Annotated in this window: 13 protein-coding genes; 6 read left to right on the top strand and 7 right to left on the bottom strand. The window is 58.3% G+C overall.

The window, feature by feature from the left end; all coding sequences use genetic code 11:
* Positions 1-45 precede the first annotated feature (45 nt).
* Positions 46-1,632, bottom strand: a complete 1,587-nt coding sequence (locus GBC55_RS01955) for an ABC transporter substrate-binding protein (protein ID WP_162436661.1) — start codon at positions 1,630-1,632, stop codon at positions 46-48.
* A 446-nt stretch (positions 1,633-2,078) separates the two neighbouring features.
* On the opposite strand from GBC55_RS01955, the gene rpmB reads away from it, so the two are divergent.
* Together rpmB and rpmG are read left to right on the top strand one after the other, a co-directional pair.
* A complete protein-coding gene (rpmB, locus tag GBC55_RS01950; protein ID WP_007894701.1) occupies positions 2,079-2,312 on the top strand; it encodes a 50S ribosomal protein L28 in 234 nt (77 codons plus the stop codon).
* 11 nt (positions 2,313-2,323) lie between these two features.
* Positions 2,324-2,479 (top strand): 50S ribosomal protein L33, encoded by a 156-nt coding sequence (gene rpmG, locus GBC55_RS01945; RefSeq protein WP_007894709.1) that lies wholly within the window; start codon positions 2,324-2,326, stop codon positions 2,477-2,479.
* 82 nt (positions 2,480-2,561) lie between these two features.
* Here the strand turns inward: rpmG and GBC55_RS01940 are convergent, their stop codons facing one another.
* On the bottom strand, positions 2,562-2,840 hold the full coding sequence (locus GBC55_RS01940) for a peptidase inhibitor (RefSeq protein ID WP_162436662.1): 279 nt from the start codon (positions 2,838-2,840) through the stop codon (positions 2,562-2,564).
* A 193-nt stretch (positions 2,841-3,033) separates the two neighbouring features.
* Positions 3,034-3,396 carry a cupin domain-containing protein gene (locus GBC55_RS01935; protein WP_162436663.1) on the bottom strand — a complete coding sequence of 121 codons (363 nt, stop codon included), beginning with the start codon at positions 3,394-3,396 and terminating at the stop codon, positions 3,034-3,036.
* 228 nt (positions 3,397-3,624) lie between these two features.
* Between GBC55_RS01935 and GBC55_RS01930 the strand changes: the two genes are divergently transcribed.
* Together GBC55_RS01930 and GBC55_RS01925 are read left to right on the top strand one after the other, a co-directional pair.
* Positions 3,625-5,118, top strand: coding sequence for an aldehyde dehydrogenase (locus GBC55_RS01930; protein WP_162436664.1), 1,494 nt, complete (start codon positions 3,625-3,627; stop codon positions 5,116-5,118).
* A gap of 260 nt (positions 5,119-5,378) precedes the next feature.
* Entirely contained in the window at positions 5,379-6,521 is a 1,143-nt protein-coding gene (locus tag GBC55_RS01925; RefSeq protein WP_162436665.1) for an MFS transporter, read from the top strand.
* A gap of 156 nt (positions 6,522-6,677) precedes the next feature.
* Here the strand turns inward: GBC55_RS01925 and GBC55_RS01920 are convergent, their stop codons facing one another.
* Positions 6,678-8,249 (bottom strand): phospholipase D family protein, encoded by a 1,572-nt coding sequence (locus GBC55_RS01920; protein ID WP_162436666.1) that lies wholly within the window; start codon positions 8,247-8,249, stop codon positions 6,678-6,680.
* 60 nt (positions 8,250-8,309) lie between these two features.
* Positions 8,310-9,743: a PLP-dependent aminotransferase family protein gene (locus tag GBC55_RS01915; RefSeq protein WP_162436667.1), complete on the bottom strand. Its 1,434-nt coding sequence runs from the start codon at positions 9,741-9,743 to the stop codon at positions 8,310-8,312.
* 179 nt (positions 9,744-9,922) lie between these two features.
* Between GBC55_RS01915 and GBC55_RS01910 the strand changes: the two genes are divergently transcribed.
* Positions 9,923-10,168, top strand: a complete 246-nt coding sequence (locus tag GBC55_RS01910) for a DUF1127 domain-containing protein (protein WP_162436668.1) — start codon at positions 9,923-9,925, stop codon at positions 10,166-10,168.
* A 142-nt stretch (positions 10,169-10,310) separates the two neighbouring features.
* Here GBC55_RS01910 and GBC55_RS01905 read toward each other — a convergent pair whose 3' ends face one another.
* Positions 10,311-11,624 (bottom strand): FAD-binding oxidoreductase, encoded by a 1,314-nt coding sequence (locus GBC55_RS01905; protein ID WP_162436669.1) that lies wholly within the window; start codon positions 11,622-11,624, stop codon positions 10,311-10,313.
* A 147-nt stretch (positions 11,625-11,771) separates the two neighbouring features.
* Between GBC55_RS01905 and GBC55_RS01900 the strand changes: the two genes are divergently transcribed.
* Positions 11,772-12,125 carry a YkgJ family cysteine cluster protein gene (locus GBC55_RS01900; protein WP_007947437.1) on the top strand — a complete coding sequence of 118 codons (354 nt, stop codon included), beginning with the start codon at positions 11,772-11,774 and terminating at the stop codon, positions 12,123-12,125.
* Positions 12,126-12,170: 45 nt separating this feature from the next.
* Here the strand turns inward: GBC55_RS01900 and GBC55_RS01895 are convergent, their stop codons facing one another.
* A complete protein-coding gene (locus GBC55_RS01895) occupies positions 12,171-12,659 on the bottom strand; it encodes an Lrp/AsnC ligand binding domain-containing protein (RefSeq protein ID WP_003177284.1) in 489 nt (162 codons plus the stop codon).
* Between the last annotated feature and the right edge of the window lie 85 nt (positions 12,660-12,744).

Genomic DNA, 12,744 nt, shown 5'->3' with positions numbered 1-12,744 from the left:
TGTAGGAGGGAGCGCGCTCGCTCCCACAGGTAGTCTCGAAGTGGATTACTTCAGGTTGACCTTCGAGTAGTCCTGGCGACCAAACGGGCTGACAGCGTATCCCTCGACTTGCTTGCGCATCAGGGCGAATGCAGTGGGGTGCGCCAGCGGCAGCCATAGCGCCTGTTGCTGGATCTGCGCCTGAGCCTGCTCGTAGAGCTTGGTGCGCACGCCTTGCTCCCCGGTGGTCTTGCCGGCGCTGATCAGCTTGTCCAGATCCTGGTTGCAGTAGCGCGCAAAGTTGGTGCCCGACTTGACCGCGGCGCAGGAAAACTGCGGGGTGAGGAAGTTATCGGGGTCACCGTTGTCGCCGGCCCAGCCCATGAACAGCAGGTCATGTTCGCCCGCTTTGGCGCGGCGGATCACTTCACCCCATTCGATCACGCGGATCTCGGCCTGAATGCCGATTTGAGCCAGGTCGGATTGCAGCATTTGCGCGCCGAGACTTGGGTTCGGGTTAAGCAAGCTGCCGGAAGGGCGGGTCCAGATAGTGGTCTGGAAACCGTCCTTGAGACCTGCCTTGGCCATCAGGGCGCGGGCTTTTTCAACGTCGTGAGCGTAGCCGGGCAAGCCTTTGGCGTAGCTCCAGATGTTGGGTGGGTAAGGCCCGCTGGCAGGCTCGGCAGTGTCCTCGAACACCGCTTTGATGTAGTTGGCCTTATCGAAGGCCAGGTTGATTGCCTGGCGTACTTCCGGCTTGTCCAGCGGGGGATGCTGGCTGTTGATGGCAACGAAAGCGGTCATGAACGCGTCAGTCTTTTCTACTTTCAGTGTCGGCTCTTTCAGCGCGGCCTGTACGTCCAGAGGCTTGGGGGACAGGGCGATCTGGCATTCGTTGCGACGCAATTTCTGCAGGCGCACGTTGGCATCCGGGGTAATGGCGAAGATCAGCGGGTCGACCGCAGGCTTGCCACCGAAGTAGTCCGGATTGGCCTTGTAGCGAATTGACGCATCTTTCTGAAAGCGCGTGAAAATGAACGGCCCCGTGCCGACTGGCTGACTGTTGAGCTTTTCCGGGGTGCCGGCCTTCATCAATTTGTCAGCGTATTCAGCGGGATAGATCGAAGCGAAGCCCATGCTCAAGGTCGGCAGGAAGGTCGAGTCAGGGTGATCAAGCGTGAAGCGCACCGTCAGTGGGTCCAGCGCATCGATCTTCTTGATCAGCGCAGGCAGCTGCATCGACTGAGCATGCGGGAAGCCGCTCTGGGCAACTTTGTGCCACGGGTTGGCCGGGTCGAGCATGCGGTCGAAGCTGAACTTCACGTCCTCTGCGGTCAGGTCGCGGGTAGGGGTGAAGTAGTCCGTTCGATGGAATTTCACATTGGGGTGCAATTTGAAGACGTAGGTCAGACCGTCGGGTGTGACTTCCCAGCTGTCCGCCAGGCTGGCGACCACTTTGCCGCTGGCTGTATCGAAGTCCACCAGCCGGTTCATCAGCACATCAGCGGAAGCGTTGGTGGTGGTCAGCGAGTTGTACTGCACCACGTCAAACCCTTCAGGGCTGGCCTCGGTGCAGACGCTCAGGGCTGCGGCCATTGCCTGCGGGCTGAGCAGAAGCGGGGCGAGTAACAGGGGTAGGGCAGCGAGGCGCATGGTCGGATTCCTTTACAGATCGAAGGCCCATCTGCAAGTGCAGTCTGGAAAAGGCTTACCCTAGATGGCTCTTTTGCAAATGACTATCCCCTTTTTCATTTTGGGGGGACTATGTGCGACTGATTTCCGTGTGCACAGATCGAGAAAATGTGGAATTGGCCCATTGGCCGATTCTCTGCGACGAGCGGTCGATATCGGTCACAGCCTTTATCCAAAGCACTCACCGCCCGAAAAATGGGGTTTTTATCAACTCAACGCACACAGAATGTTGTTGCTCTGTGGTCTTTCTGGTATAAAGCAGCGCTCTTTTCTAGGGGCCCGGTTCCTTCACCTGGAGGTGTAGCCGGTAAGACCTCTAAAGAAACGCGGCGCCTGGCGCCAAATGACTGAGAGATTAAGCGGCCAACCCATGCCGGGTTGGGCATGTGGTTTTAGAGGGCTGAGGCATGTCGAGAGTATGTCAAGTTACCGGTAAGGGTCCGGTGACTGGGAATAACATTTCCCACGCAAATAACAAAACCCGTCGTCGTTTCCTGCCGAACCTGCAGCATCACCGCTTCTGGGTTGAAGAAGAGAAACGTTTCGTGCGTCTGCGCGTATCTGCCAAAGGCATGCGTATCATCGACAAGCGTGGCATCACTGTCGTGCTGGCCGAAATCCGCAAAGCTGGCAAGATCTAAGGGAGCTAATCATGCGTGAATTGATTCGTTTGATTTCGAGCGCCGGTACTGGTCACTTCTACACTACCGACAAGAACAAGCGCACTACTCCGGACAAAATCGAGATCAAGAAATTTGATCCGGTTGTTCGCAAGCACGTGATCTACAAAGAAGGCAAAATCAAGTAATTGATTTTTCTCTCTTACGAAAAAGGCCCGTATCGCGAGATACGGGCCTTTTTTGTTGCCAGTTTTCCGGTGTTACGCCGAATCAGCCGCAGCACATCCGGATGACCATGCCGTTGATATCGGTGAAAATTCGTAAGCGTGTGGGCTCGAATTCCGGAGTACTGCGATTGACCACGACACTGGCCGCACGCGAATCCACGCGGGCCTTCTCCTTGTTTTGCTGAGTGAGGTACTGGCCGATCAGGTCTTCTTGCGCCCATCGTGTATTGCATTGCTGCGGTGAAGCATCGGCCTGAGCCGACGTCAGGGTGGCTGCAAAAGTGAATCCAGCCAGCAGGCTCGCAGTGAAAAATGTGCTCATGTTAATTCGCTTCCCTGTGAATAATGAGGTTCTGGCTACTGGTGCCAGTAGCTGAAACAGCATCCGGTATGGTCCGTAACCGAGTGCAGTAACTATGTATGCCACTCGGCGTAGGCCGGTCCGGATTCACGCGACAGGTTCACGAAAAAAGCCCGTCGCGATGGACGGGCTTTTTGGGAAAGCGGGGCTGGTGTCAGGCTTTTGGTTCAAACGCCACATAGATCTTGCGGCACGGCTCCAGCACTTCCCAGGTACCGCGGAATCCGGCCGGAATGACAAAGCGATCACCCGCCCGCACCGTTTTGCTGTTGCCGTCGTTGTCGCGCAACACTGAAACACCCTGAACAATTTCGCAGTACTCATGCTCGGTGAAGTTCACATGCCATTGGCCAACCGCGCCTTCCCAAACACCCGCATTCAGCTGGCCACAGAGACTGTTGTAGTGGTTGTACACCGCTTGCTCAGGATCGCCCTTGAGGATTTTTGCCGGGTCTGGCCGGTAACGATCGGGCTGAGTGTTGGCTTGGCTGAAATCGACGATGTCCTGGATGCTCATTGTTGTAATCCCCAGTGATTGCGTTGGAAAGCGCAAAGTCTATGTTTATTAAAATGAACATCGCAAGGCCGTTTGCCGGCCTTATGTCAAATATATTGAAACTTCACCTGTCGCTGGTTTAGGGTGGCGGTTGCCTTTGGCCGAACACGCTGGCTGGCCGGGCAGAATTCCTGTGAGCGTCTGCGAAGAACGCTGGGCGCTCGTATTCAACAAGAGGAGGACACTCGTATGACCACCCTGACTCGTGCCGATTGGGAACAACGTGCTCGCGATCTGAAGATCGAAGGCCGCGCCTACATCAATGGCGAATACACCGATGCTGTCTCCGCCGAAACCTTCGAGTGCATCAGCCCGGTCGATGGTCGTCTGCTGGGCAAGATCGCCAGCTGTGACGCCGCCGATGCCCAGCGCGCTGTTGAAAACGCCCGCGCCACGTTCAATTCCGGCGTCTGGTCGCGCCTGGCGCCGACCAAACGCAAAGCCACGATGATTCGTTTCGCCGGCCTGTTGAAACAGCACGCCGAAGAGTTGGCGCTGCTTGAAACGCTGGACATGGGCAAGCCCATCAGTGATTCCCTGTACATCGACGTTCCAGGCGCGGCGCAAGCCCTGAGCTGGAGCGGTGAAGCCATCGACAAAATCTACGACGAAGTTGCCGCTACCCCCCATGATCAGTTGGGTCTGGTTACTCGCGAGCCGGTCGGTGTTGTGGGCGCGATCGTGCCGTGGAACTTCCCGTTGATGATGGCCTGCTGGAAACTCGGCCCGGCCCTGTCCACCGGTAACTCGGTGATCCTCAAGCCGTCCGAAAAATCCCCTCTGACTGCCATTCGCATCGCTGCGCTGGCCGTGGAAGCCGGTATTCCGAAAGGCGTGCTGAACGTCCTGCCAGGCTACGGTCACACCGTCGGCAAGGCCTTGGCCCTGCACAACGATGTCGACACGCTGGTGTTCACCGGTTCGACCAAGATTGCCAAGCAATTGTTGATCTACTCCGGCGAGTCGAACATGAAGCGCGTCTGGCTGGAAGCCGGCGGCAAGAGCCCGAACATCGTGTTCGCCGATGCCCCGGACCTGCAAGCGGCCGCCGAATCGGCTGCCGGCGCCATCGCCTTCAACCAGGGTGAGGTCTGCACCGCCGGTTCCCGTCTGTTGGTCGAGCGTTCGATCAAGGACAAATTCCTGCCGCTGGTGATCGAGGCACTGAAAACCTGGAAGCCGGGCAATCCTCTGGACCCAGCGACCAACGTTGGCGCGCTGGTGGATACCCAGCAGATGAACACCGTGCTGTCGTACATCGAATCCGGTCATGCCGACGGCGCCAAACTGGTCGCCGGTGGCAAGCGCATTCTTCAGGAAACCGGTGGCACCTACGTTGAACCGACGATTTTCGATGGCGTCAGCAATGCGATGAAGATCGCCCAGGAAGAGATTTTCGGCCCGGTACTGTCGGTTATCACCTTTGATAGCGCGGAAGAAGCGGTCCAGATTGCCAACGACACACCGTACGGTTTGGCCGCTGCCGTTTGGACTGCCGACATCTCCAAGGCTCACCTGACCGCCAAGGCGCTGCGCGCCGGTAGCGTCTGGGTCAACCAATACGATGGCGGCGACATGACCGCGCCGTTCGGTGGCTTCAAACAGTCGGGCAACGGTCGCGACAAATCGCTGCACGCCTTCGACAAATACACCGAACTGAAGGCGACCTGGATCAAGTTGTAATTTGTAGCAGCCCCCGGTGAAAACCGGGGCTGAATACAACGAAGATCCCCTGTGGGAGCGAGCTTTTGTGGTGAGGGGATTTATCCCCGTTCGGCTGCGAAGCAGTCGCAAAACCAGTACACGCGGTGTGTTTGATACTGCGTTGTTGCAGGTTTTGGGGTCGCTGCGCGACCCAGCGGGGATAAATCCCCTCGCCACAAAGGCCCGCTCCCACACTGTTTTGTGCCGTCTGAAAAATAATATCCACAGGAGCGTGGAGCATGCGTTGGGCGACATATTTCGCCGTGTTGGCGTCTGTCTTGAGTGTTGGCCTGGCCTTGGGCGTCAGTATGCCGTTGGTGTCGTTTCGCCTGGAAAACTGGGGTTACGGCTCGTTCGCGATCGGTGTCATGGCAGCAATGCCGGCGATTGGCGTATTGCTGGGGGCGAAGATTTCCAGCCATCTGGCGGCGCGTCTGGGTACGGCCAATCTGATGCGTCTTTGCCTTTGGGCCGGTGCGCTGTCCATCGGTTTGCTGGCGATATTGCCCAGTTATCCCGTCTGGCTGGTGCTGCGGCTGATGATCGGGGTGATCCTGACCCTCGTGTTCATCCTTGGCGAAAGCTGGATCAATCAACTCGTGGTCGAGCAATGGCGTGGACGCCTGGTGGCACTCTATGGCAGCGCCTACGCATTAAGTCAGCTGGCAGGGCCGTTGTTGCTGGGCGCCGTGGGGACTGATCACGATTATGGTTTCTGGGTCGGCGTCGGCTTGCTGACGGCGGCACCGTTCCTGTTGCTGGGCCGTAGCGGGGCGCCCACCAGCGAAGCATGCAGCGTGACCTTCAAGGATTTGCTCGGCTTCTGTCGCGGATTGCCTGCGATCGCCTGGGCGGTCTCACTGTTTGCGGCGTTCGAAGCAATGATCCTGACCTTGTTGCCGGTTTATTGCCTGCGGCAGGGGTTCACAACCGAAATCGCCCTGGCGATGGTCAGCACCGTGGTCGTGGGCGATGCCCTGCTGCAGTTGCCGATTGGCGCGCTGGCGGATCGCTTGTCGAGGCGCACGTTGTTCACCGGTTGTGCGGTGATTCTGTTGGTGTCCAGCCTGGCGATCCCGCTGTTGATCGATACGCTGCTGATCTGGCCGTTATGGGTACTGTTTGGTGCCAGCGCGGGCGGTCTGTTCACCTTGTCGCTGATTCTCATCGGTGAACGCTATCGTGATGATGCGCTGGTCCGCGCTAACGCCCATATCGCGCAATTGTGGGGGATCGGTTGCCTGATCGGGCCACTGGCCGCGGGTGCGGGCAGCCAGTGGATCAGCGGCCACGCGCTGCCGTTGTTAATGGCGGCGGGGGCGTTCGGATTAGTGATTCTACTGTTGCGACAAGGTGCATTTGGCGCCGTACAGCCCGCGTAAACCCGTAGCACCTGGCGTCCGGCTGCTATGTGGTGAGGGGATTTATCCCCGTTGGGTCGCGCAGCGGCCCCAACATCTTACGACTGCTGCGCAGCCGAACGGGGATAAATCCCCTCGCCACATAGCGGCCAAGCGCAGGCTGTTACAGGACTGCGGTCACAACATCCTTTCCAGGCCGACTGCCGTACTGAACCAGGCGTTGAAGCGGCGCCACATACTGCCCGGTTCCTTGGTCAGGACGTGCATCTTGCCATCGTCTTCTGTCTCCCAGACGAGGCGATCATCGACCAGTTTCACCTGATAACTCAGGGGCGGCGCCATCCCTTCCAGTGCTGATCTGCGCACATGTGCGGCGAGCTCGGGGCTGTCCACCAACACCCCGACTTCGGTGTTCCATAACACCGAGCGCGGATCGAAATTGAACGAGCCGATAAAGGATTTCTGCTGATCGAAAATCATCGCCTTGCTGTGCAGGCTGGAGTCAGAGCCCCGATAGGATTTGCTGTAGAAAATATGCGGTCCGCTGCCGCCACCTTCGCCAGGCTGGCGGCGCAATTCATACAGCTTCACGCCGTGCTCCAGCAGCGCCTTGCGATAAGGCGCATAACCGCCATGCACCGCCGGTACGTCAGTGGCCTCCAGTGAGTTGGTCAGCAGGCTCACCGAGACGCCGGCATCGGCACGACCGGTCAGGTACACCAATCCAGGCTGGCCCGGAACGAAGTAAGCCGAAATCATGATCAGCTCTTTGCTCACACCCCTGAGCTCGGGTGCCAACTGAGTGGTCAGCAGCAGATGCGGGTCGGGGTCTCCCTTGGCCAGGACCTTGCTCGGTGCGTCCCACAATGCCTGGTTCCAGGCCCAGATCAGCTCCCGACGCCAGATATCCAGACGCGGATGGGTGGTGTAGGTCATCAGTTGCTGATACAGCGCATGGTTCTGCTTGCGGGTTTCTTGCAGCGATGCTTCCAGTTGCATCCGGGTATCTTGCAGGTCTTTCTGCGTCGGTTTGCTGGACAGGAATGCCTCGATGGGTTTGCTCAGCGCGCTGTTCCAGTATTGATCGAAGCTGTGACCGAGCTGTTCGGCAACCGGGCCGACGCTGAGCATGTCGATGTCGGTGAAATTCAGATTGGGCTCGGCGTCGAAATACTCGTCACCCAGATTGCGACCGCCAACGATGGCCACGCTGTTGTCCGCCAGCCACAATTTGTTGTGCATGCGTCGGTGTTGCTGCGACAGATTGAGCAGCCGGCCCATGGCCCGCGTGACGCCTGTTGCACGCCCCAGGTGCAGCGGATTGAACAGGCGGATCTGGATGTGTGGATGCGCTGCCAACGTGGCAATAGTCCAGTCCAGACCATCGCTGGTGGTGTCGTCGAGCAGGATTCTCACCCGCACGCCACGGTCGGCCGCCTTCAACAATTCCTCCACCAGCATGCGGGTGCTGATGCCGTCATGGACGATGTAGTACTGCAGATCAAGACTGCTCTGGGCGTTGCGGATCAGCTCGGCGCGGGCCATGAAGGCTTCGCTGCTATTGGTGAGCAAACGAAAGCCCGACTTCCCTTCGTAGGGCGCGGCCTGAGCCTGAATTGAACGACCAAACGACGAATCGCTTGCGGGCAGCGCCTGGCTTGGTTCGCGTTGAACATCGAAGCTGGTACAGCCGCTCAGGAGCAGCAAGGCGAATATCAGAAAAGCGAGCAGAGGCTGTCTGGCTCTCACGTAGGGTCGTTCCGTTTGGCGGCTGGGGTCGGCATATGGACGCTGGTTTCCGGATAAAGGTCAGTCGTTGTTGCCGTCAGTTTCTGCCAGCAGCTTGATGGCCGCCGCGCCCACCTTGCGAACAGCTTCTTCGATCAGGGGCGTCGGTTTGGCAGCGTAGTTCATCCGCAAACAATTGCGGTATTTGCCCGAGGCGGAAAAAATGCTTCCGACGGCAATCTGTACGCCTTCATCGTGCAGCGCGCGATTCAGTTTCAGGGTGTCGAACCCCTCCGGCAATTCGACCCAGAGCATGAAGCTGCCCTGGGGCCGACTGGCGCGAGTACCGGCCGGGAAATAGCGTGTGACCCAGTCAATCATCAAGTCGCGATTGCGTTGATATTGTGTGCGCATCCGTCGCAAATGCGGCTCGAAGTGTCCTGCCTTGAGGAATTCTGCTATCGCGATTTGCGGCTGCGGAGCCGTTGAACCGGTGCTGATGTATTTCATGTGCAGCACGCGTTCCAGATAGCGCCCCGGCGCCACCCAGCCGATGCGCAATCCGGGCGCCAGGGTTTTGGAAAACGAACTGCACAGCAGGACGCGGCCGTCTTCGTCGAAGGATTTGATCGTGCGCGGACGTGGATAGGTGTAGGCCAGTTCGCCATACACATCGTCCTCGATGATTGCCACGTCGAAACGCTGTGCGAGGGTCAACAACGCCCGTTTGCGTGACTCCGGCATGATGTAGCCCAGCGGGTTGTTGCAGTTGGGGGTCAGCTGTATGACCTTGATCGGCCATTGTTCCAAAGCCAGTTCGAGCGCATCGAGGCTGATCCCGGTGAGCGGATCCGTGGGAATCTCCAGGGCCTTCATGCCCAGACCCTTGAGGGTTTGCATGGCGCCATGAAAGCTCGGCGAATCCACCGCCACGATGTCACCCGGCTCGCAAATCGCGCGAATGCTGGTGGACAGGGCTTCGTGGCAGCCAGTTGTCACCACCAGCTCGGCGGCACTTAACTGGCAACCGGAGTCGAGCATCAAGCGTGCAATCTGCTCGCGCAATTCGAGCGTGCCGTGAATGTTGTCGTAGTACAGGCCGGGCATGTCCTGCCGACGGCTGATTCGGGCGAGGCTGCGCAGCAAGGGTTTCATGGTCGGGGTGGTGATATCGGGCATGCCCCGGCCCAGTTGCACCACATCCTTTCGCGGTACTGCGCGAATGAGCTCCAGCACCTGGTCCCACTGGGAGATATCCACCGGGCGCTGAGCGGGTCGGCCGATCGCCGGCAGCTCCGGCAGGTCACGACTGACTGGAACGAAGTAGCCGGATTTGGGTTTCGGCATTGCCAATCCGCTGTCTTCCAGCACCCGATAGGCTTGCTGCACCGTGCTCAAGCTCACGCCGTGCTCGACACTCAATGCCCGCACCGACGGCAGCCGGTCACCGGGGCGATAGAAGCCCTGTTCAATACGCGTGCCGAGCAATTCGGCGAGGTTGACGTAAAGGGTCATGGCGCAGTCTCGGTGTGGGTGATTCGGTTAACCAGTACAGATGAGACGAAAATATTGGATTCAGACGCTTAAATGCGAAATCTGTATGGAGTTAATACAGGGTCGCTGAATCTGTATTGCTTTTCGCCTCCCGCGCATCATGAAAGCTCTGGCTACCCAAGTAAACAGGAGCAATCAAAATGAACGGCTTGAGCGATGTGCGGCTGACGTTACACAGTCAGGAACTGGCGGCAGGGCAAAAAAACGGCACGCGCGAGGCGATGTTGCGCAATGCGCCGTCCTGCCTGAGTCGCTGGGACTTGTTCTGGCACCGTTTGCACACGCGCAAGGCGTTGCTGGACTTGACGCCGGAGCAGTTGAAGGATGTCGGACTGAGTCGGGAGCAGGCGCGGGAGGAGGGGCTTAAACCCTTCTGGCGGATCTGAGTTTTGTGCTGTTCTTCCGATCGCCATCGCGGGCAAGCCCGCTCCCACAAGAATTTGCGGCGTACACATATTATGTGAACAGCTCTGAAGCTGTGGGAGCGGGCTTGCCCGCGATGAGGCCGGTAAGTCTGCAGCTAACCAGTCAAACCAACTCTTTAAGTCGATGCCACATCATTCCCAGCGCCAACAACGGTGAGCGTAAATGCTTACCGCCCGGGAACGTGATATGCGGCACTTTGGCAAACAGATCGAACCCACCACCCTGTTGACCACTGATCGCCTCAGCCAACAACTTGCCCGCCAAGTGCGTGGCATTCACTCCATGCCCCGAGTAAGCCTGGGCGTAATACACATTCGGCTGCTCCTTGAGCCGGCCGATCTGCGGCAGGCGGTTGGCGCCGATGCCGATCATGCCGCCCCACTGAAAATCGATCTTCACATCGCCCAATTGTGGAAACACCTCGAGCATCTTCGGTCGCATGTACGCGGCGATGTCTTTCGGATCGCGTCCTGAATAGTGGCAGGCGCCGCCAAACAGCAAGCGTCGGTCTGCCGAGAGGCGGTAGTAATCCAGCGCCACCCGTTGATCACACACCGCCATATTTTGCGGCAGTAGCGCATGGGCCTGTTCTTCGCTCAAGGGTTCGGTGGCGATGATGTAGCTGCCGGCGGGCAGCACTTTGCCACTGAGATCGGGATTCAAATCATTGAGGTAGGCATTGCAGCCTAGCACCAGCGTTTTGGCGCGTACCGACCCGTGGGCGGTATGAACCTTCACCTCTGGGCCGTAGTCGATGCGCGTCACCGTTGATTGCTCGAACAGCTTCACTCCGAGTTGCTGGGCGGCCGCCGCTTCGCCAAGCGCCAGATTGAGTGGATGCAAATGCCCGGAGCCCATGTCGATCAGGCCGCCGACGTAGCGGTCCGACCCTACCACCGAGTGCATTTCATTGGCTTGCAGCAGGCGGGTTTCGTAGCGATAGCCGAGGCTGCGCAATTCTGCGGCGTCTTCAGCGAAACCTTCCAGATCACCTGGCTTGTTCGCCAGATCGCAATAGCCCCAGGTCAGGTCACACGGAATCTGGAAGCGCTCGACGCGTTGACGGACGATTTCCACGGCTTCCAGCCCCATGAGCTTCATCTGGCGCACACCGTCCGCGCCGATCACGTTGGTAAATTGATCGAGGCCGTGGCCGACGCCGCGAATCAATTGCCCACCGTTGCGTCCGCTGGCACCCCAGCCAATCTTGCGGGCTTCAAGCAGCACCACATTGAAGCCCCGATCAGCCAGTTCAAGCGCGGTGTTCAACCCGGAAAACCCGCCGCCGACCACGCACACATCGGTGACCACTTCGCCTTCGAGCATCGGTAGATCAGGCTGCGGCAGGCTGCTGGCGGCGTAGTAAGAGGCCGTGTGCTGATGGCCAGGAGCAGGTTGCTGGGCACGGGCATTCATGTGCGTGTTCCTGATTCTTGTGTTTGGAAAATTTGACGGAGCATAAGCCGGACCTTCAAGCACGGGCAACACTGGTCGGTTGCTGCTGTCTGGATCGGGGTTTTTGCGTCAGAATTGCGCTCTATTTCGCAATCGGTCATCGCTTCGATGAGCTGCAACAGTCAGAAAATTCGCACCCTGCGACAGCAGATACCCTCTTTCGAGTGCGTGCCCGGCTGTCATGATTGCTGCGGTCCGGTGACTACTTCGCCGGAAGAAATGTCCCGCCTGCCGCGCAAGACCCGCGCGGAACAGGATGCCGCGATGGATGAACTCAACTGTGTCCACCTCGGTCCGAATGGCTGCACGGTGTATGACGAGCGTCCGTTGATTTGCCGACTGTTTGGTACTACCAAAACCTTGCCGTGCCCCAATGGGCGCGGGCCGGTGGAGCTGATTCATCCGCGGGTCGAGAAGCAGATTCATGAATACATGGCGTCGACCCGGCAAGTGTTGGTTTAGGCATTGATCGTTCCCACGCAGAGCGTTGGAACGAACAGTGGGAGCTCAATCCGGAATCGGCAAACTCAAGCTCTCTTTAACCTCTTCCATCACGATATAACTCTTGGACTCGCGCACATGCGGCAGTTTGAGCAGGATGTCGCCCAGCAATTTGCGGTACGAGGCCATCTCGGAAATTCGCGCCTTCACCAGATAGTCGAAATCTCCTGACACCAGGTGGCACTCCAATACGTGGGGCAGCTTCAGCACCGCACGCCGGAATTCTTCGAACGTATCGCCGGATTTGTAATCGAGGCTGATCTCTACGAACACCAGAAGACTCCCCTTGAGGTGTTGCGGATTGAGTCGGGCGTTGTAGCCCATGATGATCCCTTCGCGCTCCAGCCGCCGGACCCGCTCGGTACAGGGCGTGGTCGAGAGCCCGACCTTTTCCCCAAGCTCCGTAAACGAGATGCGTCCGTCCGCTTGCAGGATCCGCAGGATGTTGCGATCTATCTTGTCCAGCTCACGTTTGGTCTGAGTGTTGGTACGCATAGGGGATGCGCCTCCGTGAAAAGGGTTTTTGCCGAGAATTGTCGCCAAATATAGGCACTTATATAGTGAAATGCACTGCCTAAAC

It is taken from the genome of Pseudomonas sp. TNT3, assembly GCF_010095445.2.
In the GTDB taxonomy this organism is placed as follows: Bacteria; Pseudomonadota; Gammaproteobacteria; order Pseudomonadales; family Pseudomonadaceae; genus Aquipseudomonas.
The sequence above is the reverse complement of the archived record's forward strand: the minus strand, read 5'-3'. Positions and strand labels throughout refer to the sequence as shown.

Coding starts and splice junctions, on each gene's coding strand:
- GBC55_RS01955 (WP_162436661.1), bottom strand. CDS start 1,632: ATGCGCCTCGCTGCCCTACCCCTGTTACTCGCCCCGCTTCTGCTCAGC.
- rpmB (WP_007894701.1), top strand. CDS start 2,079: ATGTCGAGAGTATGTCAAGTTACCGGTAAGGGTCCGGTGACTGGGAAT.
- rpmG (WP_007894709.1), top strand. CDS start 2,324: ATGCGTGAATTGATTCGTTTGATTTCGAGCGCCGGTACTGGTCACTTC.
- GBC55_RS01940 (WP_162436662.1), bottom strand. CDS start 2,840: ATGAGCACATTTTTCACTGCGAGCCTGCTGGCTGGATTCACTTTTGCA.
- GBC55_RS01935 (WP_162436663.1), bottom strand. CDS start 3,396: ATGAGCATCCAGGACATCGTCGATTTCAGCCAAGCCAACACTCAGCCC.
- GBC55_RS01930 (WP_162436664.1), top strand. CDS start 3,625: ATGACCACCCTGACTCGTGCCGATTGGGAACAACGTGCTCGCGATCTG.
- GBC55_RS01925 (WP_162436665.1), top strand. CDS start 5,379: ATGCGTTGGGCGACATATTTCGCCGTGTTGGCGTCTGTCTTGAGTGTT.
- GBC55_RS01915 (WP_162436667.1), bottom strand. CDS start 9,743: ATGACCCTTTACGTCAACCTCGCCGAATTGCTCGGCACGCGTATTGAA.
- GBC55_RS01910 (WP_162436668.1), top strand. CDS start 9,923: ATGAACGGCTTGAGCGATGTGCGGCTGACGTTACACAGTCAGGAACTG.
- GBC55_RS01905 (WP_162436669.1), bottom strand. CDS start 11,624: ATGAATGCCCGTGCCCAGCAACCTGCTCCTGGCCATCAGCACACGGCC.
- GBC55_RS01900 (WP_007947437.1), top strand. CDS start 11,772: ATGAGCTGCAACAGTCAGAAAATTCGCACCCTGCGACAGCAGATACCC.
- GBC55_RS01895 (WP_003177284.1), bottom strand. CDS start 12,659: ATGCGTACCAACACTCAGACCAAACGTGAGCTGGACAAGATAGATCGC.